The sequence below is a fragment of the Thermaerobacter nagasakiensis genome, assembly GCF_055396825.1.
Genome location: NZ_AP043740.1, coordinates 1,494,441 through 1,519,929 on the forward strand (window position 1 = coordinate 1,494,441; position 25,489 = coordinate 1,519,929).

The following is a 25,489-nucleotide window of genomic DNA, read 5'->3' on the forward strand; positions in this document are numbered from 1 at the left end:
CCGGGGCGGGCCCGTGTCCCGCCCCGCAGCCACATCATCCGTAGAGGGGGAAGAGACGGCATTGCACCTGCACTACGACGGTGAACTGACCATCGAGGCCCCGCAGGAGAAGGTCTGGGCGTTCATCAACAATCCCGGCCAGGTCGGTCACTGCTTGCCCGATCTGCAGGAACTGAACGTCAAAGATGACCGTCACTTCGATGCCGTGGTGCGCATCGGGGTCGGCCCCGTGCGCGGCCGGTTCAAGATGGAGGTGGAGCTGCAGCCGGAAGAGGCGCCACGCCGCGGCGGCCTGCGGCTCCGGGGGAGCGGTATGGGGAGCGGGCTCCAGTTGACCGCACGCATCGAGCTCGAACCCGCGGGGGAGGGCGCGACCCGCTTTCGCTGGGGAGCGGACGCGGATGTCAGCGGGCCGCTGGCCACGGTGGGCGGCCGGCTGCTGGACAACCAGGCCCGCAAGATCACCGAGCAGCTCTTCGCCACGATTCGGGCCAACCTGGAGGATCAGGCGGGTTCCGCCTTAACCGGCACGGGTGGCGCTGGCGGGGGGGCCTGAATCCGGTGGAAGTGGGAACGGCGGGGCGACCTGACGCAGTTCTGGCCCGGGCGGCGGCGTTGCGGGCCCGGGGCCATTCCTTCGCCCTGGCTACGGTGATCCGGCGACGTCCCCCCGTTTCGTCCAGAGCGGGGGACAAGGCGCTGATCACCGCGGACGGTCGTATCGAGGGCTGGATCGGGGGCAGCTGCTCCGAGTCCATCGTCCGGCGGCAGGCGCTGGCGGCGCTGGCCGACGGGCAGCCGCGCCTCATCCAGATCCGTGTCGACGTACCGGCCGATGCCGCCACCGCCGAGGAGAGCGACGAGGGGCAGGAACCCGGAGCGGCCGGCGGGGAGGGGGACGCCCGGGTCGTCACCGTCGCCATGACCTGCCCCAGCGGCGGCGAGGTGGACGTATACATCGAGCCCTTCGTTCGGCCGCCCCAACTGATCGCGTGCGGCGATACGCCCCTCGCCTACGCTCTGGTGCAGATGGCCGCCATGGTGGGCTTCGAGCCCGTGCTGGTGTACGGCCGGGAGGCGCCGCCGGAAGCTGCCGTGCCCGGCGGGCGGGCCATCTCCGTGGATGCCCTGGAGGACTTCGAGCCGGTGCCGGAAGCGTACGCCGTCGTGGCGACGATGGGGCACTTCGACGAGGAGTGCCTGCAGCGCTGGCTCGCGGCCGGCGTTCCCTACGTGGCGCTGGTGGCCAGCCGCAAGCGGGCGGCGGCCGTCAAGGAGGTGCTGGCCGGGGCGGGCGTGCCGGCCGCCGATCTGGAGCGGGTCCGCAATCCGGCCGGCCTGGACCTGGGGGCCGTCACCCAGGAGGAAATCGCCGTCTCCATCCTGGCCGACATCATCCGGCAGCGGCGGGCCCGCTTGCGGGCCCACGCGGGGATGGTCGTCGGCGATGAGGTCGCTGCCAGACTCGGGGCCGAAGGTGCCGGTACGGCAGCGGGCGCCGCGGAGAGAGCCGCCGAGCAACCCGCGGCTTCCACGACCCACACGGCCTCCCGGCCCGTCTCGACCGGCGCTGCAACGCAGGTGGCTGCTGCGGCATCCGGGTCAAGGGCGGCGTCAGACGGGGCGGCAAGGGAGGCCGAACTTCCCGCCGTCGCTCGCGATCCGGTGTGCGGCATGGAGGTCGTGCCCGGGGAAACCCGCCACGTGGCCGAATACGAGGGGCGGCAGTATTACTTCTGTTGCCCCCATTGCAAGGCCACCTTCCTCAAGGATCCGGAGCGCTACGTCGAAAGCGCCTGATGGCAACCGCACGTGACGGCACAATCGCCCAACCGCCACGCCGGGACCTGTCGGCCGCCAAGGCCGACAGGTCCCGGCATTCTTGTTTGACTGGCAGGCCGCTCAGGCGCTGTCCCACCAGTCCCGGATCTCAGGAGGGAGGGCGGCTCGCACGGCCTGCTGGGTGCCCGCATCGAGCCGCTCCTTGAGGGTGGCGAAGACCGCCTGCATCCGGGTGGCGGCGTCGTCGTCCATGTACGCGGCCACCAGATCCAGGCCGCCCACCGTCTGGTCGTAGCCGTACTCGGTGTCCATGTGGTTGACCAGCGGCCCTACGAAGACCTGGCGGTCGATCAGCGGGTCCGGCCGGTCCGGTGCCCGTGCCAGTTCGGCCGCCAGCTCGGCCGGCAGGGCGGCCGCCAGGGCGCCCGCGGCTTGCCGCCCCAGCACTTGGGCCATGCTCTGCAGGGTCATGCGGGTGGCGGCCGCCGCCTCCTCAGACGATCCCATCCGCCCGCGCCGCTGTACCGCCTGGTAGATCTCCCGCGCATCCACGCCAAGGACGCCTCCTCCGAAGGACTCAGAAGAACTCGGCCTTGAGCCGCTCCAGCCCCTCCTCGCCCAGCTCGTCCAGCGGGCGTTCCACGATGGGTGGGTCTACGGGGAGCCCGGGGACCCGCTCCTCGTAGGCCGGGACGGTGTCATTGCGCCACAGGATGCCGATGGGGATCCGCTCCCCCCACTCGTTGCACTTCGCCCAGGCCGCCTCGGGGTCCGTGGGGTCGTGCCCCTCCTCCTCCACGGAATAGGCCCGCTCGGCGTACCAGTCGTAGGTGTTCAGCTTGTTGAAGGTCACGCAGGGCTGGAGCACGTCGATCAGGGCGTAGCCGCGGTGCCGGATGGCGGCGGCGATGATGTCCGCCAGCTGGTTGGGCTGGCCGGCGAACCCCCGGGCGATGAAGCTCGCCCCGGCGGCGAAGGCGACCCGCGTCGGCAGCACGGGGTCCTCGGGCGCGCCGGTGGGCGAGGTGGTGGTCTTGAACCCCCGCTCGCTGGTGGGCGAGTACTGGCCCTTGGTCAGGGCGTAGATCTGGTTGTTCTCCACGATGTCCACCAGGTCCACGTTCCGGCGCATGGTGTGCAGCCAGTGGTTGCCGCCGATGCCGTAGCCGTCGCCGTCGCCGTGGACCACGATGACGTGGAGCTTCGGATTGGCCAGCTTGATGCCCGTGGCCACCGCCAGAGGCCGGCCGTGGATGGTCATGAAGCCGTTGGCGTTGATGTAGTCGGGCAGCTTGCTGCCGCAGCCGATGCCGGAGACGATCATCACCTCGTGGGGCCAGATCTCCAGGTCCACCAGCGCCTTCTTCAGGGCGGTGAGGATGCCGAAGTCGCCGCAGCCCGGGCACCAGGTGGGCCGGTGGTCGCTGGCGTAGGCCTTGACCGTCAGCTTTTCGGCCCGGTCGGCCACGGCCACCCGGGCCGGGGTGCGGCTGCCGCCGGCCGCGGGCCGGGCGCCGCCCAGGCCGGCCCCCGTGCCGCCGGCTTCACCCCCGCGGAAGGCGCTGGGTGGAACCTCCCCCGCCGGGACATACCCGCCTTCGACCCCCGCGGCGGCTCCGCTCGCCCCGCCGGGTGCGGGAGCGCCGGGCACCTCCCTGCGCGCCCCGTCCGGCCCGCCCGCGCCGGCGCCACGGGCACCCAGCGACGAACCGTCGCCGCCCCGGCCGCCGCCCAGGTCGGGGTCGACCCGCTGGGTCTTGCCCCAGCCGGCGCCGTGGGGCGAGGCCGGCCGCTTCACCGCCCCGTGGAAGTCGCTGGCGGCGGGGCGGGCGCGCGAGGGCTGGCCCCCCTTACCGGCCGGGCCGTCCGGGGGCACGCCGCGGGCCCTCCCGGCGCCCGTACCGCGTCCCTGGTCTTCAGGCATGGACCGGCACCTCCCCTTCGATCTGGGTCAGGATCTCCTGGGGTGCGATGGGCCGCCCGTCGAACTTGTTCACCGTGGCGTGGACCTCAAAGCCCGTCATCATCCGCAGCAGCCGGGCGAACTGGCTGGTGTAGTTCTGCTCGACGGCCACGGCCCGGCGGATCTTGGGCAGCTCGGCCAGGGTCCGCTCCACCGGGAAGGGCCAGATGTCGGTGAAGTGCAAGAGGTTCAGGCGGGCCCCCTCGCCCTTGTCGCGGTTGAACAGGTCGACCGCCTCCCGGCAGGGCCCGTAGGTGGAACCCCAGCAGATCAAGGTCAGGTCCGCGTCTTCCGGCCCGTACCAGGTGGGCCCGCGCATCTCCGCCTGGGCGGTGTCCAGCTTGCGCATGCGCTTTTCCATCTGCTGCCGGCGGTTGCGGATTTCCTCGCTGATGTGGCCTTCCTCGTCGTGCTCGTCGGTGGTGATGGCGTAGACCGCCCGGGGGTGACCGGGGATGGCCCGGGGCGAGATGCCGTCGTCGGTGTCCTTGTAGCGAAGGTAGGGCCCGTCCAGCCGGTCCAGCTGCTCGTGGGTCAAGGTGGTGGCCCGGTCGTGGCGGACGTCCTCCCAGCGGAAGGTGTCCGGGTCCACCGAGCGCAGGTGGTTCGACAGGAACTGGTCGAGGAGGACGATGACGGGCGTCTGGTAGTGCTCGGCGAAGTTGAAGGCCCGCACCGCCGCCTCGAAGCACTGGTCCACGGTGCCCGGGGCCAGGACGATGCGGGGGAACTCGCCCTGGGAGGCGTGGATCGCGAAGAGCAGGTCGCCCTGCTCCGTCCGGGTGGGCAGGCCCGTGGAGGGGCCGCCGCGCTGGGAGACGACCAGCACCACGGGGACCTCGACCATCCCGGCCATGCCCAGGGCCTCGACCATCAAGGAGAAGCCGCCGCCCGAGGTGGTGATCATGCTGCGGGCACCCGCGTGGCCGGCGCCGATGGCCATGCAGATGGCGGCGATCTCATCCTCGGCGTGCTTGGTGACGATGCCGAGCTCGTCCGCGTGGGCCACAATCCACTCGAACAGGCTGGTCCCGGGGGTCATGGGATAGGCGGCGACGAACCGGCAGCCGGCCGCCACGGCGCCCAGGGCGAAGGCGTGGTTGCCGTGCAGCACCATGCGGCGCGTCCGGCCTCCCGGGTCGGGCAAGGTGTAGGGGAAGTCGCCCGCCGCGTCCCGGGCCAGCTTCCACCCTTCCCGCACCACCTTGAGGTTGGCCTCGACCACCCGGTCGCCCTTGCTGGCGAAGTTCTCCTTGATGACCGATTCCAGGTACTCGATGTTGTAGTTCATCAGCCCCGCCGCCGCGCCCAGGGCCGCGGTGTTCATCATCACCTTGCTGCCGTGCTTTTTGGCCACCTCGCCCAGGGGCAGGGGCACGGGCTGGACGTGGTGCCGCCGCAGCGCATCGGCGTCCACGTGGCGGAATTCCTCGTCGTAGATCACGGCGGCGCGGGGTGCCAGGTTGTCCAGGTGGATCTTGATGGTCTCCTCGGTCAGGCCGATGAGCACGTGAACCGGATCCGCGTGGGAGTACAGCGGCCGGTCCGCCACCCGGACCTGGTAGAAGTTGTGGCCGCCGCGGATCCGTGAGCGGTAGTCCGTGACGCTGAAGACGTGCAGGCCGCTGCGGGCCAGGGCCTTGGTGAAGCCGGCGCCGCTGGACTCCACGCCCTGGCCGGCATCGCCGCCGATGGTGATGCTCAGGTCCAGGGTGCCGGCCTCCGGGGTGCCGGCCCGGCGGGCCCCGGGCGCCACGGCGAGGGCCGCGCCGGCTTCGCGGGGTCCGGGCTCTGGTGCCAGGGACTCGCCGGCCGCAAGGCGGGGCGTGGATCCGTGACGCTGGGTCCGGCCGTGATCAGCGGACATGGGCAACCCTCCCCAATGCGCTGGCACTGGTCAGGATGCCGAAACGGGGGGCGATTATACCCGCCGGCGGGCGACGGCCGGGCGTTGCGCTGCCGTTGCGGGGTGGGAAAACGGGGCGCCGGCCGGCTGGGTGGGCCTTCCTGCCTGGATGGGCCTTCCCATTGGTCCGGTGGGGCGGCTGGGCTACCATCAGTCGTAGACTGCCGGCGCGGCCGCCGCCGGCCGGCGGAGAGGAGACGGAGCGAAGGATGACCCCGGCCTTCTGGGCCCTGGCCGCGGGGCGGTTCATCAGCGCCCTGGGCGACGGCTTCTTCTTCCCCTTCATCGCCGTGTTCCTCCAGCGGGTCCACGGCCTTCCCCCGGAGCAGGTGGGGTTGATCATGAGCACGGCCGGGCTGTTTTCCCTGGCCGCCCGCATGCCGGCGGGCTGGCTGGCCGACCGGTTCGGCTTCAAGCCGGTGGTGGTGGCGGGGTTGGCAGGGGCCGGCGTGGCGGTGATGCTGGCCGGCTGGGCGCCCGGGCCTTGGGCCTTCGCCTTCTGCTACGCGCTGATGAGCGCCATGGTCTGGGGGTCCTTCCCGGCCCTGCTGCACGGTGCGGGGCTGCTGGTACCGCCGCGGCGCCGGGAGGAGGCCTACAGCATCATGAACCTGCTGTCCAACGCGGGGATCGCCATCGGGCCGGTGCTGGGCGGCTACGTGGTGAACCGGGACATCCGGCTGATCTTCCTGCTGGATGGGCTGTCTTTCCTTGCCTTTTCCGTCATCGTGGCCCGCTGGGTCCCGGCGCTGCGGGAGGGAGCGGCAGGGGCCGGAGCCCGGCCGCGTCCTGCCGGCGGCGGTCCCGGGGCCGCCTGGCGCCGGGCACTGCAAGGGTTCCTGGCGTTCTTCCCGCCCCTTTCGCACACGGCCTTCTGGCAGCTGGCGGCCGGCGCTTTGATGATGAACCTGATCTACAGCCAGATGGGGTCGAACCTGCCCCTGGACCTGAACCGGCGCTTCGGCCCCGTGGACTGGTACGGCTGGCTGTGGACCCTCAACGGCACCATGATCGCCCTGCTGCAGTACCCTGCCACCCGCTGGCTGCAGCGGTACAGCCCGCGGCCGCGGCGGGTCGTGGCGGCCTTGCTCTATGCGGTGGCGGCCCTGCTGATCCTGGTGGCCAAGCCGGTGGGGCCGTTCCTGGCGGCCTTTGCGGTGTTGACCGTGGGGGAGATCATGTTCACCCCGCTGCTGCAGGCGGGCGTGGCCGCCATGGCGCCACCCGGTCAGGGCGGCCGGTACCAGGCGGCGGCCAGCCTGCTTTTCGGCATGGGCTGGACCCTGGGGCCGCTGGTGGGCGGGGTGCTGCTGGGCTCCGGGGGCCCGGGGCTCCTCTGGCCGGCCATGGCCGCCCTGGGCGTGCTCGCGGCGGCGGTGTTCGGCCTGGGTGCCCTGGGAGCGGGAGGTGGCGCCCGGCGGCCCCGGGGCACCAGCGGCCCGGCGCCGGCAGGCCGGGCGGCGGGTGGAGCCGGAGCCCCAGCCGCCCGGTGAAGTGCCCGGCGCGGCCCGCAGCTCCGCGAGGCCTCGCCCGGAGCACCCCGGAACCGGCGCCCCAAGGGGCATTGGCCCGGCCCCGGGCCCGGAGGCTTCGGGCCTTCCCCGGGCCGGTGCCACCCCCGTGCCACGGCCGGAAGGGCCGGTTCGTCCCGTCAACTCCCGGCCGCGTCCGACTCCAGGCTGGCCCGCATGGCCTGCCACGCCTGGCGGGCCTGCTCCACCGCCCCTTCATCCTCGATGGTCGAGATGTCGCCGGGGTCGCGGTCCAGTACCACCGCCTTCAGGACCCGCCGCATGATCTTGCCGCTGCGGGTCTTGGGCAGCAGGGGCACGAAGTGGAGGTCGCCGATGACGGCCACGGGGCCCAGGTGGTGCCGGACGGTGGCGATGAGCTCGTCCCGCAGGGCGGCGGACGGCTCGTAGCCCCTCTTGAGGACGATGAAGGCGACGATCACCTCGCCCCGCACCGGGTCCGGGCGGGCCGTCACCCCCGCTTCGGCCACGGCCGGGTGGCGCAGGAAGGCCGTCTCCACCTCGATGGTGCCGATGCGGTGGCCGGCGATCTTGATGAGCTCGTCGCTGCGCCCGCTGAACCAGACGTAGCCGTCCTCGTCCATGGCGGCCGCATCGCCGGTGAAATACACGCCGGGGATGCTGCCCCAGTAATCGGAGGCGTACCGCTCGGGATCGCCCCACAGCTCGGCCGTCAGGCCGGGGAAGGGCCGGGTGATGACCAGCACGCCCTTCTCGCCAGGGGCGCAGGGTGCCCCTTCCGGCGTCCGCACCTCCACCTGGCGCCCCGGCAGGGCGATGCCGGCCGAGCCCGGCTTGATGGGCAGCAGGCCGATGCCGTAGGGATTGCCGATCACCGGCGCCCCCGTTTCCGTCTGCCACCAGTGGTCGATGACGGGCACCCGCCCGCCGAAGACCTGGTTCTGCAACCAATCCCAGACCGGCGGGTTGAGCACCTCTCCCGCGCAGAACACCCGCTCCACCGAACGCAGGTCGAACCGGCAGGCCGGTTCGGTGCCGTAGGCCATCAGCATCCGCACGGCGGTGGGCGCGGTGAAGATTCCCGTCACCCGGTTCTCCTCCAGGATCCGGTAGAAGGTCTCGGGTCCGGGGTAGTCCAGGGCGCCCTCGTAGGCGATGGTCGTGCACCCCACCAGCAGCGGCGCGTAGACGATGTACCCGTGGCCCACGATCCAGCCGATGTCCGAGGTCGACCACCAGATGTCTCCCGGCCGGAGCCCGAAGCCCATGGTGGCGGCGTTGTAGACCCCCACCTGGTAGGCTCCCTGGCTGTGGACCACCAGCTTGGGCTGGGCCGTGGTGCCCGACGTGGCGAGGATGAAGGCGGGTTCGTTGGCCTCCATCCACTCCACCTCGGGCGAGCCGTCGGCGGCCAGGGAGAGGAACTGGTCCCAGGTCATGTCGCGGCCCGGGGTCAGGGCGAGGCGGAGGCCGCTGCGGGGCAGGACCACCACCCGCTCCACCGGGCAGCCCGGCGTGGCCAGGGCGTCCAGGGCCAGCCCCCAGAGGTCGACTTCCCGGCCCTTGCGCCAGGTGACGTCGGCCGTGACCAGCACCCGGGCCCCGGCCAGCTGCATGCGCTGGGCCAGGGCGGCGCTGCCGAAGCCGGCGAACACCACCATGTGGATGGCGCCGATGCGGGCGCAGACCAGCATGGTGCAGATGGCTTCAGGGATGGTGGGCATGTAGAGGGCCACCCGGTCGCCGCGCTGCACGCCCAGTCCCCGCAGGGCGGCCGCCACCTGCCGGACCTGGTGCCAGAGCTGGGCATAGGTGTACACCCGCCGCTCGCCCCGCTCGTTCAGGGCGATGAGGGCCGCGTGGCCGCCCCAGTCCCGTTCCAGGTGGACGTCCAGGGCGTTGTGGGCCAGGTTGGTCAGGCCCCCGACGAATCAGCGGAAGGAAGGCGGCTCGGGCTGGAAGACCCGGTCCCACGGGCGGAACCAGGGCAGCTTGCGGGCTTCGCGGGCCCAGAATCCCTCCCAGTCCGCCAGGCCCTCTTCGACCCGCCGCCGCACCAGCGGGTTGAGCCCCGGCAGCGGGACCGGGGCGGCCTCGGAAGGCATGCCGTCCATGACGCTCTCCCCCCGGTGGGGGCGGGCCGGTACCCGCCCCCGCGTCATCCTGGGGCGGCCATTCGGGGTCCGACCTGCCCGATCCTGCCAGGACCGGGCCGCCCGAAGGGGGTGCCGCCAAGGTTGTAAAGGGTTCACAAGGGTCTGCGGGGTCCCTGGTGGAACCCTTTGGGAAGTCTCGCCGGACACCGGGCGCTGGACGGCCGGCGCCGAGGATGAAAGCGCCGGGAGTGAACATGGATGCGGCGCCGGCCGGACCGGCGCGGCGCTGCGGCGGGACGCCGGGGCCGTGGAAGGGGGCGAGGACATGGGGTTTTTGCGGGTCGACGAGGACGGTGCCGTGGTGACCATCACCATCGACCGTCCCGAGCAGCACAACGCCATCAGTTTCGCCATGTGGCGCGACCTGGGGGGCATCCTGGACCGGCTGGCGGAGGAAGCCCGCCGGTACAGCGACCTGCGGGTGGTGATCCTGCGGGGTGAGGGCGGGCGGGCCTTTTCCGCCGGGTCGGACTTGAAGGAGTTCTCCACCATGACCATCGACGAGGTGCGGCGCTGCTTCTTGACCATGGAGCAGACCATCAGCAAGGTGGAGCGCCTGCCGTATCCGGTGATCGCGGCCATCGGCGGCTACGCCCTGGGCTCGGCCTTCGAGCTGGCCTGTGCCTGCGACCTCCAGGTGGCCTCGGAGCGGGCCCAGGTAGGGATGCCGGTCGCCCGGCTGGGCATCATGCTCAGCCCCGAATTCACCCGGCGGCTGGTGGCCCTCATGGGGCCCAACCAGGCGAAGGACCTCCTCTTCACCGGCCGCCTGCTGAACGCCGCTGAGGCCCGGGCGGTGGGCCTGGTGACCCACGTGGTGGCCCACGAAGAGGTCGATCCCTTCGCACGCCGGCTGGCGGAGAACATGGCCCGCCTCTCGCCGTCGTCCATCCGGGCCGCCAAGCGCTCGGTGCTGTTGTCCCAGCCCGCTCCGCCGCCCGATCCGGCCGGTGAGCCGGTGCCCTATTACATCGACGAGGACGACTTCCGCGAGGGCGTGCGGGCCTTTCTCGAGAAGAGGGCGCCGCGCTTCGACCGGCCGGCCCGCCCGCTGCGCCCCGCGCTCTCCCCGGATTCGCCCCGCTCCGCCGGCCCGGCCGAGCGCAACGGTCACCGGCCCGAAGCGCCGCGGTGACCGCCGGGCCCGCCGGCTCAGGAACCTTCCTGGCCGCGCCGTCCCGGGGCAAGCCGCCCGGAACCCGGAGCCGCGGCCGGGGCGCCGCGCGATTCGCCGGGCCCTTCCCATGCCGGCCCCCCGTCCAGCAGCGGCAGGGCGCGAAGGGCCACCTGCAGGCTCAACAGCTGGTCGGGGTCCTTCAGGTCGAGACCGGTGATCTGCCGGATCCGGCCCAGCCGGTAGGCCACGGTGTTGTAGTGGGTGTAGAGGGCCTGCGCCATCCGCTTCATGTTGCCGCCGTAACGGAAGTAGGCCTCCAGGGTCTCCAGCAGCTTGCCGTCGTGGCGGCGGTCGTAGGCCAGCAGGGCGCCCAGGTAGTCGGCCACGAAGCCGGCCAGTTCCTCCCGGGGCTGGTGGTGCAGCAGGCGCAGGATGCCCAGTTCGGCAAAGAACTGGACGGGCTCGGGGGCTCGTCCGGTGCCGCGCCCGGGGGAGCCGCCCGGGATGCCGGCTGGGGCGCGGCGGGAGGAGCGTCCTGGGACGCCGGCGGCAGGGCGGCCGGTGATGCCGGCCCGCCCTGTGATGCCGGCCCGGCCGGTGATGCCGGTTCCTTCGGCCCTGCTGTCCCGGTGGGCGGCCGTGGCCCGGGCTGCCTGAAGGGCGGTGCGGGCCTCCCGGTAGCTGCGGGCCAGGGCAGCGGGTCCGGGCGCCACCCGCCCCACGCCTGCGGCGGCCATCCCGTCCCCCCAACTGGCGGGCGATCCGGCGCCGGGCGTCCCTGCCGGCCCGCCGTCCCGGACCGAACGCCGCTCGGGTCCAGCTGTGCCGGTGGCGGGAGGGATGCCGGCCGCGGGGCCATGGCTTGAGGGCAGCGGGCCGCGCGACCCCCGGGCCGCGCCCGTGCTCGAGGCATAGGAACGAAGCACCGCCTTGGCCACCGTCAGGATGCGGTGACGCCCGGCCAGATCCGCCGGGTCGCCCGGGATCAGGGCCACCACCAGGCCGTCGCGGATGCCGGCCACCGGCTCGCCGCCCTCCATGGAGAGCACCATCTCCGCCGCCCGCAGCAGGGGCTGCAGGTCCCGGTCGGGGCCGGGTTCGTCCCGGGGGCACGAACCGGCGCTCCCGCGGGCCGGCTGCCCGGCGGCCGCGTCCGGACGACCGGCCGCCGGTCCGGGGCCGGGGGGTGCCAGGGGGCCGAAGACCACCACGGTGTGGGGGCGGTTCAGGTCCCAGCCCAGGGCGCGGCACCGCTCCGCCAGTTCCGCCGGGTGGGGGAGGTCGCCCGAGAGCAGCCGGTCCAGGAACTCCGTCCGGAAGCGGCGCTGGACTTCCACCACCGCGGCCTGCTTGCCCCACTGCAGCGCCAGAATGGCGGCCCCCCTCTCCAGCAGGCCGGCTTCCACGGCCAGGGGAGGGCGGCCGGGTGAGGCCGCGCACAGGGTCCCGAAGAACCGGTCACCGGAGGCGACGGGGACCCGCCAGGCCGGGCCGCGCTGAAGTCCGGCCGCGGGGTCCGGGGTGACGGTCGCTGGGGTACCGCCTTCCTGCAGGGCCGGTGGCGGGCCCGGCAGCCCCGGCACGGCCTGGCTCACCAGGGCTCCTGCGGCGTCTTCGATCCACACCGGGCGGGCCAGGTGGCGGGCCACCACGGCACACAGGTCGTCCAGGCTCGCCCCCCGCAGGACCAGGTCGAGCAGTTCCCGCTGGAGGCCGTCGGCGGCCAGGGTGGCCGCGGCCTGGCGGTGGGCGATGGCCTGCATCACCGGGCCGATGACCTCGGAAAAGGAGAGATGGTAGGGGATCTCCAGCAGGGGAAGACCGCACTCCTCGGCCTGGCGGATGGCTTCACCCGGGACCTCGGCCATGTAGCGGCGGGGCTTGATGCCCAGGCCCGCCGCTCCTTTGGCTGCGAGGCCGGGAACGAGCGCCGCCAGGTGCCCCGGGTCGTCCCGGAAGGTGAAACCGGTGGTCAGCAGGAGCTCGCCTTCCAGCACCCAGTCGACGATGTCGGGCACCTCGATGACGTTCACCAGGCGCACCGGCCGGTGCAGCGATCCGTTCCCGGCCAGTACCCTGATCTCGCGCAGCGGCTCCAGGCGCAGCACCTCGGCCAGGGTCACGGCGTCGGCGGCCCCGCCGGGAGCCGGGCCGCCGCCGGCACACCCCGTCATCCCCATCCCTCCCCCAGGCGTCTTGCCTCGTACGAACCGGCTTGCCCCCCCTTGACTTACCTTTGACAGCGATCCGGACGAACCCGCATTACGCTTGGCTTCTTTACGTGGCATTACCGCGGGGGATCACGGTGTTGCGTGGCACGACAAGGGCGCTGAGAGGGGGCGGCTTATCGGGCGCCGCCCCCGCCCGCCCACAGCACGATGCCCGACCGGGGCCGGTGCCAGCGGATCCGCCGGGCGCTCACTTCCGTCACGGTCCCATCGGGACGGACGCAGACGATGGTGCCCCGGCTCCTGATGGCGGCCACCACCACGGGCCGGCTTTCGCCCTCCAGCCCGACGAGATCCCCGCAGGTTACCAGCTCCTGCCGCGGGACGCCCTTCCGCTCGCCCGCCCGGAGCACCTGGGGTCTGGCGCCAAGGCGCACGCCCGCGTTGACCCGCACCGGCCGTGCCCACCCCGAGGAAAGCCGCACGGCCTGGCTCGGCCGCTTCCCCTCGCCGTAGCGCTCGGCCTTGTACACCTGCCGCGGCCGTCCGGCCGCGGGCCGGGCCTGCAGCCGAAGCCCCGGAAGCGGTACGGGAGGCGCTTCGGGGCTGGGATAGTCGCTCAAGGCAATCAGCCCGGCGTCGGTGATGTGGCTCTTTTCGGCCCCGCGGACCTTTCGGGCCCAGGCCGTGTAGGCGCCAAAGGTGATGCCCACCTCCAGGCCCAGGTGCCGGAGCTGCCAGAGCAAATAGCCCTTCCCCTGCTGCGTCCAGGTCGCCATCCGCAGCGCCTTGCCCAGAGGCTTCGGTCGAACCCGGGGCCGGACGCCCCACTCCTCCGGCGTGCGGTTGCCCTTGGCCTGGTTGCACGGCCGGCAGGCCGGAAGCAGGTTCTCCCAGGCGTTCGTCCCCCCGCGGCTCCGGGGCCGCACGTGGTCGATGGTCAAGGGCCCTGGCCCGCCACAGTAGGCGCACCGGTCACCGTAGGCCGCTACCAGCGCCGCCAGAGTGCTGTCGTGCCCGTAGCGCGGGCCCCGCTGGTACGCCTCGCCCCCGATGTCGGGATCCCGGAGCTTTTGCAGGTCGAACCGCCCGACCTCCACGGTCACCCGCCGGATGGGCAGAAACGCCTGCAGCTTCGCCAGCACCCGGAGCAGGACGTCCTCCCGCGCCTTGACCGAGGGCGGGAGCCACGGCGCCGCCTGGGACAAGCCCGTGCGCGGCGTGCCCCGGTGGTGGCGGCAGGTGTCCGTCCCCGGACGGGCGTTGCCGCCGCACACCCAGCACGTCGGCGGCCGCCGGTTCGCAAAGCGGGCCGGCCGGCCACGCAGCCGGTACCGGCGCAGCCGGCGGTAGCCCCGCCGCTGCTCCAACCGCCGCCGCACCTCCCCCTGGGGCACGGGAATCGCGACGGCCAGCACTTCTTCCGGGCGCCGCCGGGCCCGCGGTAGGATGACGCTCAGCGCCCGGGTCTTGCCGCCCGGATCGTCCCCGGCCCAAAGGCCCGGAACCGCCGGGCGTGGCAGATCATAGGTCAGCTTCACGGCGAAGATCATCCCGTCGATCCAGACGGCCTTCGCCTTGCCCCGCTTGAGCAGGTGCCGGGCCCGGTCGGGCCGGCACGGCATCAGCGGCTCTCCCCGGCGGGAGAGCACGGGAACGCGCCGCATGGCGGCATCCTCCTTCCTTCCGGCCGGCAAGGCCGGGGCGGCGCAAGCCGCCTTCCCGATCCCCGGGCCGAAGCCCGGGGCCGTGACTCCCGCCCCCTGCGGCGGGGTCGCCGCATGAGCGGGCGCGCCTCGCCCAACCGCACCGGTAGCCGCCTGCGTCGTTCGGCGACACCCCGCATGCCCGGGATGCCGCCGCCCTCCGCTTCCAGGGTCCGGAGCTGGCGCATCACTCCGGAGTGGCACTTGGGCAACCCGGTACGGGTAGCTCACCCTTATCCCGCCGGACGTGTCGGCCGGCGGGGTTCGTCGCTCGGGCTGACTCACGTCGAGCAGCGCTCATCGCGCGGCATGGCACTACGCGCTATCAAACGTGAGCTTGAGCGGGCTTCCCGCACCAAGAGGGTCTTTGGCCCGCCCCCCGGCGGTTTCCTTCCGTAGGAGCCCGTATCCTCGTAAAAAATCGCCAACCCGCCTTGATGGTCTTTAGGAAAACCCACCAAAGGGTCGATCGCCCGGAGGGACGAACCCACCGGTACCCTGAAGGGCCGAGAACGCGCCCGGCCATGGGCGGGAGAAAGAGGGACGTGCCATGAAGCCGCCGCGGTTCGCTTATCACGACCCCCGGTCGCTGGACGAAGCTGTGGAGCTGCTGGGCCGGTACGGGGGGGAGGCCAAGGTCCTGGCGGGGGGGCAGTCGCTGATCCCCCTCCTGAATTTCCGCCTGGCCCGGCCCGCGGCGCTGATCGACATCAACCGCATCCCGGGACTCGACTCCCTGACCCTGGCCGGCGGCCGGCTGGAGGCCGGCGCCCTGGTTCGGCACCGGCAGGTGGAGCGGTCGGAGCTGGTGCGCCGCCACTGTCCCCTCCTGGCCGAGGCCATGGGCTGGGTCGGCCATCCGGCCATCCGCCAGCGGGGCACCCTGTGCGGCAGCCTGGCCCACGCCGACCCGGCCGCCGAGATCCCCGCGGTCTGGGTGGCCCTGGACGGCGTGGTGCGAGCCCGAGGGCCGCAAGGTGAGCGGGAGGTGCCGGCGGCCGAGTTCTTCCTGACCTACTTCACCACCACCCTGGAGCCCACCGAGCTGGTCGTGGGCGCCGGGCTGCCCCTCCTGCCGCCGGGCGCCGGTTGGGCCTTCGTGGAGGTAGCCCGCCGCCACGGCGACTTTGCCCTGGCTGCGGTGGCGGCGGTGGTGGAACTCGACGCCCAGGGACGGATCGCCCGGGCCCGGCTCGGCCTGGCGGGCATGGGGCCGGTCCCCTGCCGGGCCCGCGGGGCCGAGGCCTACCTGGCCGGCCGGGAACCCGGGGAGGCCACCTGGAAGGAGGCGGCCGCCCTGGTGGAAGACGAGGTCGAACCCGATTCGGACCTGCACGCCAGCTCCGCTTACCGGCGCCAGCTGGCGGGTGTGCTGGCTCGCCGGGCCCTGGATCAGGCGGCCCGGCGGGCCGTGGTGCCGGCGAGCGGCGGAGGTGAGGGCCGGTGACGGCAGAACGGTACGGTTTCGGGACCGGGGGACCGGCGCCGCATCACGAAGCGATGGACGCGGCGGGCTCCGCGCGGCAGCCGGCGGGCCCGGCGGAAGCCCGGCCGGACGCGGGGGGCCGGCCGGGGCAGGCCCGTGGTGGGCTCGAACGGGCGGCGGGCGAAGGGGACGTCCGGGAGGTGCAACCCGGCTCGCCGGCGGCCGAGACCGGCATGGCCCAGCCGCCCGGGGCCCTAGAGGCTGCCGAACCCCGCAGGGAGATCACTGTCTGGGTCAACGGGATCCGCTACCGGCGGCAGGTGCCGGTGCGCATGCTCCTGGCCGACTTCCTCCGCCACGAGCTGGAACTGACCGGCACCCACGTGGGCTGCGAGCACGGGGTTTGCGGTGCCTGCACCGTGCTCTGGGACGGGGAACCCGTGCGGTCGTGCCTGCTGCTGGCCGTCCAGGCCGACGGCGCCCACCTGACCACCGTGGAGGGCCTGGCCTCCCCCGACGAAAGGCTGCACCCCGTCCAGGAGGCGTTCCGCGAGGCGCACGGGCTGCAGTGCGGGTTCTGCACGCCGGGATTTTTGCTGACGGTGGCCGCGTTCCTCCGCGACCACCCGGACCCCGACCCCGATGAGGCGGCCATCCGCGAGGCCTTGTCGGGCAACCTGTGCCGGTGCACGGGCTACCAGCACATCGTGGCGGCCGTCAAGAGGGCGGCCCGCCTGCTGGCCGAGGCCGGGGTGCCCGCGGTGCCGCGGCACCAGCCCGCGGGAGGGGAGGGCGCCTGAGATGACCACCCGTTCCTTCGGCCTGCCGGTTCCGCGCAACGAGGACCCCCGCCTGCTGACCGGCCGGGGCCTGTTCGTCGATGACGTCCACCTGCCGGGCATGCTGCACGCGGCCGTCCTGCGCAGCCCCCACGCCCACGCCCGGATCCTCCGCATCGACACCTCCCGGGCCTGGGCCCTGCCCGGCGTCCATGCCGTGTGGACGAACCAGGACCTGGGGCCTTTGGCCGGGCCCCTGCCCCTGTTGATCCCTCATCCCACCCTGCGGGCCCGGACCCAGTACGCCCTGGCGCCGGGGGTGGTCCGCCACGTGGGGGAGCCGGTGGCCCTGGTGGTGGCGGAGAGCCGGTACCTGGCCGAGGATGCCCTTGATCTGATCGAAGTCGAATACGAGCCCCTGCCGGCCGTGGTGGACCTGGAGGAGGCCACGCGGCCCGGTGCCCCGCTGATCTACCCGGAACTGGGGGACAACATCGCCGCCCACTACGTGCAGGAACGCGGCGACTTCGCCGCCGCCATCCGCCGGGCGCCCCACGTGATCCGGGCGCGCTTCTCCCTGGAGCGGGGGGCCGCCTCCCCCATGGAAACCCGGGGGGTGGTGGCCCACTTCGATCGCCAGGAAGGCAGCCTGACGGTGTGGGACTCCACCCAGGCCCCCATCCCCATCCGCAACGGGCTGGCGGAGATGCTGGGCCTGCCCCAGCAGCGGGTGCGGGTGGTGGCCCCCGACGTGGGGGGCGGCTTCGGCTGCAAGGTGATGATGTTCTACCCCGAAGAGGTGCTGATCCCCTGGGCGGCCATGCGCCTGGGCCGGCCCGTGAAGTGGATCGAGGACCGGCGGGAGCACTTCGTGGCCACCAACCACGAGCGGCTGCAGATCCACGACGTGGAGGTGGGGTTCGACGACCAGGGCCGCATCCTGGCCCTCCAGACCGTGTTCCTCCACGACTGCGGCGCCTACACCGCCTACGGCCTGATCATCCCCATCGTGGCCGAGTGCACCCTGCCGGGGCCGTACAAGATCCCCCACTACCGGGCCGAGTTCAAGGCGGTGTACACCAACAAGACCCAGACCAGCCCCTACCGCGGGGCGGGGCGGCCCCACGGGGTCTTCGTCATGGAGCGGGTGATCAAGCGCATCGCCGAGCACCTGGGCCTCGATCCCAACGAGGTGCGGCGGCGGAACTTCATCCAGCCCCACGAGTTCCCCTACGATGTGGGCCTGATCTACCAGGACAACGCGCCCCTGGTCTACGACAGCGGCAACTACCCCGCGGTGCTGGAGAAGTGCCTGGAGCTCATCGAGTACGACCAGTGGCCCGCCCGGAAGCGGCAGTTCCAGGCCGAGGGCCGCTACGTGGGCCTGGGCGTGGCCTTCTACGTGGAGGGGACGGGGATCGGCCCCTACGAGGGCGCCCGGGTGACGGTGGAACCCAGCGGCAAGGTCTTCGTGGCCACGGGCGTGGGCACCCAGGGCCAGAGCCACGCCACCACCTTTGCCCAGATCGTGGCCGACCAGTTGGGGGTCGACCCGTCGGACGTCACCGTGGTGACCGGCGATACGGCCCTGTTCGGCTGGGGCACGGGGACCTTCGCCAGCCGTGGGGCGGTGGTGGCGGGGAACGCCTGTTACAATGCGGCGGTCAAGGTTCGGGAGAAGGCCCTCCAGGTGGCGGCTGGGCTTCTGGAATGCCGGCCGGAAGACCTGGAGCTGGCGGAGGGGAAGGTGCGGGTCAAGGGGGCGCCCCAGCGGGCCGTGGCCCTGGGGGACGTGGCCCGGGCCGCCAACCCCCTGCGGGGGACCATCCCGGAGGAGTGGGAGGGGCCCGGTCTGGAAGCCTCCGGCTACTTCGCTCCACCCCGGGGTACTTTTGCCGCCGGTTGCCACGCGGCGCTGGTGGAGGTCGATCCGGAAACGGGCATGGCCCGCTTCCTGCGTTACGTGGTGGTCCACGACTGCGGGAAGGTGATCAACCCCCTTGTCCTGGACGGGCAGATCCACGGGGGCGTCGCCCAGGGCATCGGCGGCTGCTTCTACGAGCGGCTCGTGTACGACGAGCACGGCCAGCTGCTCAACGCCTCCTTCATGGACTATCTCCTGCCCACGGCGGCCGAGATCCCGCCCATCGAGACGGCCCACGTCGAGACGCCCTCGCCCTTGAACCCCCTGGGCATCAAGGGCGCGGGGGAGGCGGGGGTGATCCCCGTGCCGGCCCTGTTCGCCGACGCCATTGAAGATGCTCTGAAGCCCTTCGGCATCCGGGTCGACCACATGCCCATCGACCCCAACTGGCTAGCGGAGCGGATCCGGGAGGCGCGGGTACGGGTGCAGGAGGCCGGTTGAATCTCCGTAGGGCGGCACCTCTGCCCCGAAAGGCAGGTGACGAACGGCGGCGGGCTGTTGCGGGGCGAATCCCCGTAGGGGCCCGCCGCCGTTGGTTCGCCAGGGCACGGTTCTGGGCGGTGACTGGCGGCCTTGTCGGGACCTGGGTTCCTGGATGCCGACGGGGGCCGTTGCCGTGGTGACGCCGGAGTGGCAGGAGCTGCCGGTGGAGCCGCCCTATGCACAGAACACAAATAGCCATGTCGATGTTTGGTCCGATTTTACGTAGGTAGTGCAGACGAATATACGGTAACCGTCCAGACAATCACGCCTTGTGTCGTATTTCGGAATGAGGTTTCAGTGTTGAAGCTGTGTGTTGCGGCGGAACTGGAATGGGAGGCGGGGGAAAGTGGACACCGTCATCAAGCATTGTAAGCTCCGGGACCGTTCCGATCTCGTCGATATTGCCATCCGGGACGGGATCATCGCAGCCATCGAACCTCGGTACGAGGGCCCGGCGGGAAAGGAAATCGATGCTGCGGGCCGCCTGGTGATACCGCCATTGGTCGATCCGCATCTGCATCTTGATGCTGTGCTCACCGTCGGGCAGCCGCGCTTCAACGAGAGCGGAACGTTACTAGAGGGCATCGCCATCTGGGCCGAGCGCAAGGCCATGTTGACCGAAGAGGATATCATTCGCCGGGCCACGGAGGCCGTGCGTTGGGAGGTGGCCCAGGGCGTCGGGTTCATCCGTACCCACGTCGACGTGTGCGACCCGAACCTTACCGCCCTAAAGGCTCTGCTGCAAGTGAAGGAACGGGTGCGTCACCTTTGTGCGATTCAGATCGTGGCGTTCCCCCAAGAGGGTATCCTTGCATATCCGGGCGGTCTCGACCTCATGAGGGAAGCCTTACGCATGGGTGCCGACGTGGTCGGCGGGATTCCTCATTACGAGTATACCCGCGAAGACGGGGTGGCCAGCGTCCATGCCGCCTTTGACCTGGCGCTTGAGTTTGATCGTCTTATCGATATTCATTGTGACGAAACAGATGATCCACACTCGCGCTTTGTTGAGACAATGGTTGCACGGACCATACGGGACGGTTTGGAAGGGCGGGTGACGGCGAGCCATACCACAGCCATGGGATCCTATAACGACGCATACGCCTTTAAATTGATGCGTCTCATGGCGAAGGCCGAACTCCACGTGATCACCAATCCGCTAGACAACATCATCCTCCAGGGCCGATTCGATTCCTATCCGAAGCGACGTGGTTTGACTCGTGTTAAGGAACTTCTCGAGATGGGTGTCAACGTGGCCACAGGTCATGATTCCATCATGGATCCGTGGTACCCCCTTGGCATAGGAAACATGCTACAGGCTGCATGGTTGCTGTTGCATGTAGCGCATATGAGTGGTCGTACGGAGATGAAGAAGGTATTCGACACCATCACGGACAATGCCGCTCGGTGCCTAGGAATTGCGCACGAGTACGGCATTGGGGTTGGTAATCCTGCCAATCTCGTCATCCTTGACGCCGTCGACGAGATCGATGCTTTACGGCGCCAGGCGGTGGCACGCTATGTACTGCGCCGCGGACGCGTTGTGGCCGAGACGGTACCATCGCAGAGCCGCGTATACGAAGCGAGCGGCGACGTACGAGACGTTACCTTTCGGATGTAGCATTCGGATCAATCATCCCTGACTGGGGAGAGGGGTGCGTGGGTATGAACCGTGGAACGGGTGTGATGCAAGACGGGCGAAGCAACAAGGGTCGTGTGGACCCCGATTTCCCGCTCACTCACGTTCCTGCAACGGCACGGCAAGGACTATGGTCGGTAAGCATCATCCTCCTTGGCTTCACCTTCTTTACACCAACCATGCTCGCGGGAGCGCGCTTGGCCACGGCCTTCCCCTTCGCAGAACTCGTGCAAATCATCATCTTTGGCAGCCTTCTTCTCGCAGGGTATGTTGGCGTGCTCAGTGCGATCGGGGCGCGTACCGGCCTCACCACGGTGCTGATGAGTCGCTATACGCTCGGCCACTATGGGGCGAAATGGGCGGATCTGCTTCTAGGAGGCACCCAGGTAGGTTGGTATGGTGTGACGGCGGGCGTCATGGGGTCACTGCTGGCGGTGGCCTTGGGTGTGGGGTCGGTTATCGGCATAAAGATCCTGGTGGTTCTTGCAGGGGTGCTCATGGGCATCACAGCCTATTACGGCTACAAGGGTATGGAGCTTCTTAGTGCCGTATCGGTTCCCCTCTTGCTCATCATGGCAGCATGGGTCACTCTCCGCTCCGTCGCCGAAGTAGGAGGGTGGACCGGACTGCTTGCCATGGAACCTCAGAACTCAATGTCGTTGGCTGCAGCGATTACCGTGATCGTCGGTACCTTCGCCAGTGGGGGTACTCAAGCGCCGAACTGGACGCGGTTTGCCCGTTCGGCTGGTGTTGCGTTCTGGGCTGCGCTGATCGCCTTTCTTTTAGGGAACGGCGCGATGTTGTTCTTTGGTGCCGTGGGAAGCACGGCTTACCCAGCCTCTCAGGGAGACTTCGTCAACATTTTGTATGAAATGGGACTTATCGTGTGGGGTGTGATTTTCCTTATTCTCAATCTGTGGACGACGAATGATAACGCCGCATATGCGTTTGGGGTAGCGGGCGCCGAATTCTTCAATATACCGAATAAGAAGCCTTTCGTTGTGGCCGGGGTGGCCACCGGCACGCTGTTGGCCGTTCTAGGCATCGATCAGGCCCTGATCCCATGGCTAGTTGCACTGGGTGTGCTGATTCCACCGTTGGGTGGGGCGATCATAGGAGACTACTTCTTCGTGTGGAGGCAGCAACTTCCCAGACTCGACCGCGTCCAATTCCGGGCAGTTCGCTGGGACGCTGTTCTGGCGTATCTGCTTGGAACGGTTGCAGCCCAGTGGAGCAGCAGTGCCGGTATTCTAGTGCCTCCCCTGGTGGGCATCGTAGTTGCTGCTCTGGCGGTGCCTGCACTTCGGGCCGTTTTCCTTGGTTTGGGGCGTGCACAGGAGCATCGGATTGCTGAAGAGCCCATCGCGCCGGAACCAGCGTGACACCAAGGCAAGGTCTACGAGAGAAAGGACAGCGGGATGCGCAAGGGGACGACTCCGGCGCATCCCGCTGGTACTGCTCCCGTCCTGCTGGGGCGCGGTGGGGTCGCCTGCGCCTGTAACATGTCAAGTGGTCGTGGTGTCTTGTCCGGCAGGGCTGACTGCTTCGGCGAGTGCCACGATGGCCTCCTCGAAGCACTCCATGGGCGGTTCCACGAGCCCCGCGCCGATCTGGCCCACCCCGGCCTCCTTGTGGGCGATGCCGGTGTTGACGCGGGGCAGGAGGCCCGTTTCCACCACCTTGCGGATGTCGATGCCCGTGGGAGTGCCCCGGAAGTCCAGCACGGGGATGCCGAAAGCCGGGTTTTCCCCAACCGTGATGGCGTACATGTCCAGGGTCGCCTGCAGGGCATCGCGGGGGCTGCCGCCGACGAACTGGACGATGGCCGGCGCGGCGGCCATGGCGAAACCGCCCAGGCCGGCGGTCTCGGTGATGGTGCTGTCCCCGATGTCGGGATTGGCGTCCTCGGCCTTGAAGCCCGGGAAGTACAGGCCCCGGGGCACGCGGGAGGGAGCGGTGAACCACCGGTCCCCCAGGCCGCTGACCCGGATGCCGAAGTCCGTTCCGTTCCGGGCCATGGCGGTCACGAGGGAGCAAGCCGGGATGCCGTGGGCGGGGTCCATGGTGGCCTTGCAGGCGGCCATGACCAAGTTCAGGGCGAACATCTCGTTGGCAGCCAGAAAGTCGAAGACCTCCGCCAGCCGGTCCCCGAGCCCCGGCCGGCCGGCCCCGGCGCTCCGCGCCAGGGCGGGCGCCAAGGCCCGCAGCAGCAGGGCCGACCCCGCCTTGTTGCGGTTGTGGCCCTCGTCCCCCATGTGCAGGGCCTGCGCGATGAGCATCTTGAGGTCCAGCCCGCCGGGCAGGGACTCCAGGGCCGCCGCCAGGGCAGGGCCCAGCACGTCCCGCATCCAGGCGAGGCGCTGCAGCACTTCCTCGCCGTAGGCCCCGTAGCGCAGGACCTTGCCCAGCCCCTCGTTCAGGTTGCAAAAGGCCCGGTTGCCGAAGGTCCGGTTTTCCACCACCCACACCGGCATGGAGGGGGTGGTGACCCCGGCCATGGGCCCCACCGCCTGGTGATGGTGGCAGGGTTCGAAGCGGATCTGGCCGCGTTCGACCAGGGCGGCGGCCTCGGCCTCCGTCCGGGCCCAGCCTTCGAAGAGGATGCCGCCGATCACGGCGCCGCGCAGGGGGCCTGACATCCGGTCCCAGGTGATGGGGGGGCCGGCGTGGAGGATCACGCCTTCCGTCAGGCCGGGCACCACCCGGCCGGCGGGGGCGACGCCCACCAGCACCGGGTGGGCCTCCAGGATGCGGCGCAGGGCCTCGGCATTGGCAGTATCGACCTGCGACACGGCGCTCACCTTCCCGTGGATTGTCCGTGCAGCTGCCCAGGACGCCCGGGGCGGGCGGTCCCCGGCGGCCCGGGGCTCGCGGCGGAAACGCGGCCGGCAAGAACCGGCCCCAGGCCGGCCGGCTTTTTCAGCTGCGCAGTCGCCGCAGGGCTTCCAGCAGCCGCGGGTTGCCCCCGGCCGGCGGGCGCCAGTCCACGTGGACCACCGGCACCTGCTGCTGGGCCAGGCTCTCGGCGAAGAGGGGCACGCCGATGTTGACGGCCACCACGCCCTGCAGCAGGTTGCCGGGGAGGGCGTCCCCGCGCGCCGTTCCGGTGCCGGCGGTGGTCCCGGTGGGCGGGGTCTGATCGGGTCCGGCGGCGGCCGGCAGGACGGCATCCCCCCGGGGAGCCAGCCAGCGGTGCAAGCCGGCCGCATCGATGGTCCGGCCGGCGGCCAGAGCCGCCACACACCCCGCCAGCAGCGCGGCCTCGGCGTGGGAAGGCAGGACCACGGCCCCGGCCGCCTCCAGGCGCCGGGCCTGTTCCGCCAGGCCCTGGGGATCCGCGCTCGTGCCGCAGAGGGCGACGACCACCACCAGGTGGCGGCCCGAGGCTGCCGCCGTGGCCCGGGCGTCCACGATGGCCGGGGCCAGCTCGCCCGCGGGGTCGGGATGGGCGCCGTAGCCCAGGACCACATCCAGGAGGACCACGGCCACGGCCGGATCCCGGGCAGCCATGGCCAGGTAGCGCAGCCGGGTCTCGGCGTCCAGCATGGGGTGGAGCCGGCCGGTGGTGAACTCGTCGGCTCCCAGGTCCAGCAGCAGGTGGGTAGGGGGGACGGGCTCCCCGGGCCGGTAGGCGGCCCGGCCGGGGAGCGGGGCGTTGGAGGCCACGGGCCCGGCCAGGTGTTCCACCAGCCCTTGTCCCTCATAACAGAGGGTTCCGCCGCCGTACAGGCCCCAGACCCGGCGCTGGTCCGGGTGGAGCCGGGAGGCCAGCCGGCGGGCCCGGGCCAGCAGCTCCCCGGCTTCGATCTCCGCCTGCCGGCCGGCGCCGGGCGATCCGGTCGACTCCGCCGGGCCGCCAGCGGCCTGGGGGGCCGCATCTCGCGTCCGGGCGTCGTGAGCCGCCAGGGCCGCCGCGGCCCGGGCCGTAGCGGCCAGGGTGGGGCAGGGCTGGTCCGGCTCGCCGAGGAAGTGAACCACCACCGGCTTGCCGCAGGTGGCCAGGGCCTCCAGCACCTGCTGCTTGACGGCCGGCGACGGCGGTTTCGACAGAGCCACGATCAGCCGCGTGCCGGGGTCGCGGGCCAGGGCCGCCACGGCGGCCCGGAAGGTGGCACCGCCCACCGCCTCGTGCAGGTCGCGGCCGCCGGTGCCGATGGCGTGGCGCACGCCCACGCCCAGGCGATCCAGCTGGCAGGCTACCTCCTGTAAGCCGGTGCCCGAGGCGGCGACGATGCCGGCGGGTCCGGGCCGTACGGCGTTGGCGAACCCCAATCCCGTCCCCGCGATCAGGGCGGTCCCGCAGTCGGGGCCCATGAAGAGCAGTCCCCGGCGGGCGGCCTGCGCCTTGAGGGCCACCTCGTCATCCAGGGGGACGTTGTCCGAGAAGCAAAAGACGTGCAGGCCCAGGTCCAGTGCCTCTTCCGCCACCCACCGGGCGAACCGGCCGGGCACCGAGATCAGGGCCAGGTTGGCGCCGGGCAGCAGGGCCACGGCCTGGCGCAGGGTGCGGGGCGGCGGACCCGTAGATTCCCGGACGCCGGGTCCCGGGACCATAACTTGAGGGGCCTCTCCCTCCGGCCCTGGGGGGACGAACCCGCCCGCCTCCAGCGGGCGGCCGGCGGCGCTCCAGGTGCCCGGGCGCTGCCGCAGCAGGGTGTCGACCTGGCCCAGCGCCGCCTCAAGCCGGTCCGGGTCGGCGCCGCGGACGGCGACCACCAGGTCGCCGGGGCCGGCGGCGACTCCCACCTGGTCCAACAGGCCGGCCATGGCGAGCAGTTGCTTGTTTGCCTCAGTGGCCATGACAGCTCCGGCTTCCTCGACACCCGGCATCTCGCGCAGGCGCCGCTGCAGCTGCATCAAGGTGATGGAGTCGAAGTAGGCTCCCGGGCGGACCAGGCTGCGGACGAGCCCGGCCTGCCCGGGCGGTGGCAGGGTTGTCATCGGGCC

At 71.3% G+C, this 25,489-nt stretch carries 18 protein-coding genes; 9 read left to right on the forward strand and 9 right to left on the reverse strand.

Features of this window, described 5'->3' with window-relative positions; translation table 11 throughout:
• Positions 1-61 precede the first annotated feature (61 nt).
• Complete coding sequence (locus ACZ5T9_RS06380; protein WP_006903630.1) at positions 62-556, forward strand: CoxG family protein; 495 nt, start codon at positions 62-64, stop codon at positions 554-556.
• 5 nt (positions 557-561) lie between these two features.
• Positions 562-1,800, forward strand: coding sequence for an XdhC family protein (locus ACZ5T9_RS06385; RefSeq protein ID WP_006903631.1), 1,239 nt, complete (start codon positions 562-564; stop codon positions 1,798-1,800).
• A gap of 102 nt (positions 1,801-1,902) precedes the next feature.
• Here the strand turns inward: ACZ5T9_RS06385 and ACZ5T9_RS06390 are convergent, their stop codons facing one another.
• The 3 genes from ACZ5T9_RS06390 to ACZ5T9_RS06400 are packed head-to-tail and all read right to left on the reverse strand — an operon-like array spanning position 1,903 to position 5,612.
• On the reverse strand, positions 1,903-2,334 hold the full coding sequence (locus ACZ5T9_RS06390) for a DUF2267 domain-containing protein (RefSeq protein WP_006903632.1): 432 nt from the start codon (positions 2,332-2,334) through the stop codon (positions 1,903-1,905).
• A gap of 25 nt (positions 2,335-2,359) precedes the next feature.
• Complete coding sequence (locus ACZ5T9_RS06395; protein ID WP_464832259.1) at positions 2,360-3,706, reverse strand: 2-oxoacid:ferredoxin oxidoreductase subunit beta; 1,347 nt, start codon at positions 3,704-3,706, stop codon at positions 2,360-2,362.
• A complete protein-coding gene (locus tag ACZ5T9_RS06400) occupies positions 3,699-5,612 on the reverse strand; it encodes a 2-oxoacid:acceptor oxidoreductase subunit alpha (protein WP_464832260.1) in 1,914 nt (637 codons plus the stop codon). Before ACZ5T9_RS06400 ends, ACZ5T9_RS06395 begins: the two co-directional genes overlap by 8 nt.
• Positions 5,613-5,860: 248 nt before the next feature.
• On the opposite strand from ACZ5T9_RS06400, the gene ACZ5T9_RS06405 reads away from it, so the two are divergent.
• Positions 5,861-7,144 (forward strand): MFS transporter, encoded by a 1,284-nt coding sequence (locus tag ACZ5T9_RS06405; RefSeq protein ID WP_464832261.1) that lies wholly within the window; start codon positions 5,861-5,863, stop codon positions 7,142-7,144.
• Between the two features lie 158 nt (positions 7,145-7,302).
• Here the strand turns inward: ACZ5T9_RS06405 and ACZ5T9_RS06410 are convergent, their stop codons facing one another.
• Positions 7,303-8,964 (reverse strand): acyl-CoA synthetase, encoded by a 1,662-nt coding sequence (locus ACZ5T9_RS06410; protein ID WP_464832262.1) that lies wholly within the window; start codon positions 8,962-8,964, stop codon positions 7,303-7,305.
• Positions 8,965-9,075: 111 nt separating this feature from the next.
• Entirely contained in the window at positions 9,076-9,258 is a 183-nt protein-coding gene (locus tag ACZ5T9_RS06415) for an acetyl-coenzyme A synthetase N-terminal domain-containing protein (protein ID WP_464832263.1), read from the reverse strand.
• 289 nt (positions 9,259-9,547) lie between these two features.
• On the opposite strand from ACZ5T9_RS06415, the gene ACZ5T9_RS06420 reads away from it, so the two are divergent.
• Complete coding sequence (locus ACZ5T9_RS06420) at positions 9,548-10,435, forward strand: enoyl-CoA hydratase/isomerase family protein (RefSeq protein ID WP_464832264.1); 888 nt, start codon at positions 9,548-9,550, stop codon at positions 10,433-10,435.
• A 17-nt stretch (positions 10,436-10,452) separates the two neighbouring features.
• On the opposite strand, the gene ACZ5T9_RS06425 is transcribed toward ACZ5T9_RS06420, so the two are convergent.
• Together ACZ5T9_RS06425 and ACZ5T9_RS06430 are read right to left on the reverse strand one after the other, a co-directional pair.
• Positions 10,453-12,591: a PucR family transcriptional regulator gene (locus ACZ5T9_RS06425; RefSeq protein ID WP_464832265.1), complete on the reverse strand. Its 2,139-nt coding sequence runs from the start codon at positions 12,589-12,591 to the stop codon at positions 10,453-10,455.
• A gap of 170 nt (positions 12,592-12,761) precedes the next feature.
• Entirely contained in the window at positions 12,762-14,252 is a 1,491-nt protein-coding gene (locus ACZ5T9_RS06430; protein WP_464832266.1) for an RRXRR domain-containing protein, read from the reverse strand.
• Between the two features lie 589 nt (positions 14,253-14,841).
• Here ACZ5T9_RS06430 and ACZ5T9_RS06435 point away from each other — a divergent pair.
• The 5 genes from ACZ5T9_RS06435 (at position 14,842) to codB (ending at position 21,924) form a co-directional block, all read left to right on the forward strand.
• Positions 14,842-15,738, forward strand: coding sequence for an FAD binding domain-containing protein (locus ACZ5T9_RS06435; protein WP_464832267.1), 897 nt, complete (start codon positions 14,842-14,844; stop codon positions 15,736-15,738).
• On the forward strand, positions 15,735-16,517 hold the full coding sequence (locus ACZ5T9_RS06440; RefSeq protein ID WP_464832268.1) for a (2Fe-2S)-binding protein: 783 nt from the start codon (positions 15,735-15,737) through the stop codon (positions 16,515-16,517). The genes ACZ5T9_RS06435 and ACZ5T9_RS06440 overlap by 4 nt, the downstream gene beginning before the upstream one ends.
• Before the next feature lies 1 nt (position 16,518).
• Complete coding sequence (locus ACZ5T9_RS06445) at positions 16,519-18,861, forward strand: xanthine dehydrogenase family protein molybdopterin-binding subunit (RefSeq protein WP_006903640.1); 2,343 nt, start codon at positions 16,519-16,521, stop codon at positions 18,859-18,861.
• A gap of 388 nt (positions 18,862-19,249) precedes the next feature.
• On the forward strand, positions 19,250-20,524 hold the full coding sequence (codA, locus tag ACZ5T9_RS06450; RefSeq protein WP_464832269.1) for a cytosine deaminase: 1,275 nt from the start codon (positions 19,250-19,252) through the stop codon (positions 20,522-20,524).
• A gap of 44 nt (positions 20,525-20,568) precedes the next feature.
• Positions 20,569-21,924: a cytosine permease gene (codB, locus tag ACZ5T9_RS06455; protein ID WP_464834407.1), complete on the forward strand. Its 1,356-nt coding sequence runs from the start codon at positions 20,569-20,571 to the stop codon at positions 21,922-21,924.
• A gap of 123 nt (positions 21,925-22,047) precedes the next feature.
• Here codB and ACZ5T9_RS06460 read toward each other — a convergent pair whose 3' ends face one another.
• The gene (locus ACZ5T9_RS06460) at positions 22,048-23,334 is read right to left on the reverse strand and encodes a YlbE family protein (RefSeq protein ID WP_006903643.1); all 1,287 of its coding nucleotides are present in this window, start codon (positions 23,332-23,334) and stop codon (positions 22,048-22,050) included.
• A gap of 127 nt (positions 23,335-23,461) precedes the next feature.
• Positions 23,462-25,483 carry a protein FdrA gene (locus tag ACZ5T9_RS06465; protein WP_464832270.1) on the reverse strand — a complete coding sequence of 674 codons (2,022 nt, stop codon included), beginning with the start codon at positions 25,481-25,483 and terminating at the stop codon, positions 23,462-23,464.
• Between the last annotated feature and the right edge of the window lie 6 nt (positions 25,484-25,489).

Excerpts from the sequence above, each read along its gene's own strand:
- ACZ5T9_RS06445 (WP_006903640.1), top strand. The coding sequence starts at position 16,519 with ATGACCACCCGTTCCTTCGGCCTGCCGGTTCCGCGCAACGAGGACCCC.
- ACZ5T9_RS06405 (WP_464832261.1), top strand. The coding sequence starts at position 5,861 with ATGACCCCGGCCTTCTGGGCCCTGGCCGCGGGGCGGTTCATCAGCGCC.
- ACZ5T9_RS06430 (WP_464832266.1), bottom strand. The coding sequence starts at position 14,252 with ATGCGGCGCGTTCCCGTGCTCTCCCGCCGGGGAGAGCCGCTGATGCCG.
- ACZ5T9_RS06435 (WP_464832267.1), top strand. The coding sequence starts at position 14,842 with ATGAAGCCGCCGCGGTTCGCTTATCACGACCCCCGGTCGCTGGACGAA.
- codB (WP_464834407.1), top strand. The coding sequence starts at position 20,569 with ATGAACCGTGGAACGGGTGTGATGCAAGACGGGCGAAGCAACAAGGGT.
- ACZ5T9_RS06425 (WP_464832265.1), bottom strand. The coding sequence starts at position 12,591 with ATGACGGGGTGTGCCGGCGGCGGCCCGGCTCCCGGCGGGGCCGCCGAC.
- ACZ5T9_RS06400 (WP_464832260.1), bottom strand. The coding sequence starts at position 5,612 with ATGTCCGCTGATCACGGCCGGACCCAGCGTCACGGATCCACGCCCCGC.
- ACZ5T9_RS06415 (WP_464832263.1), bottom strand. The coding sequence starts at position 9,258 with ATGGACGGCATGCCTTCCGAGGCCGCCCCGGTCCCGCTGCCGGGGCTC.
- ACZ5T9_RS06465 (WP_464832270.1), bottom strand. The coding sequence starts at position 25,483 with ATGACAACCCTGCCACCGCCCGGGCAGGCCGGGCTCGTCCGCAGCCTG.
- ACZ5T9_RS06395 (WP_464832259.1), bottom strand. The coding sequence starts at position 3,706 with ATGCCTGAAGACCAGGGACGCGGTACGGGCGCCGGGAGGGCCCGCGGC.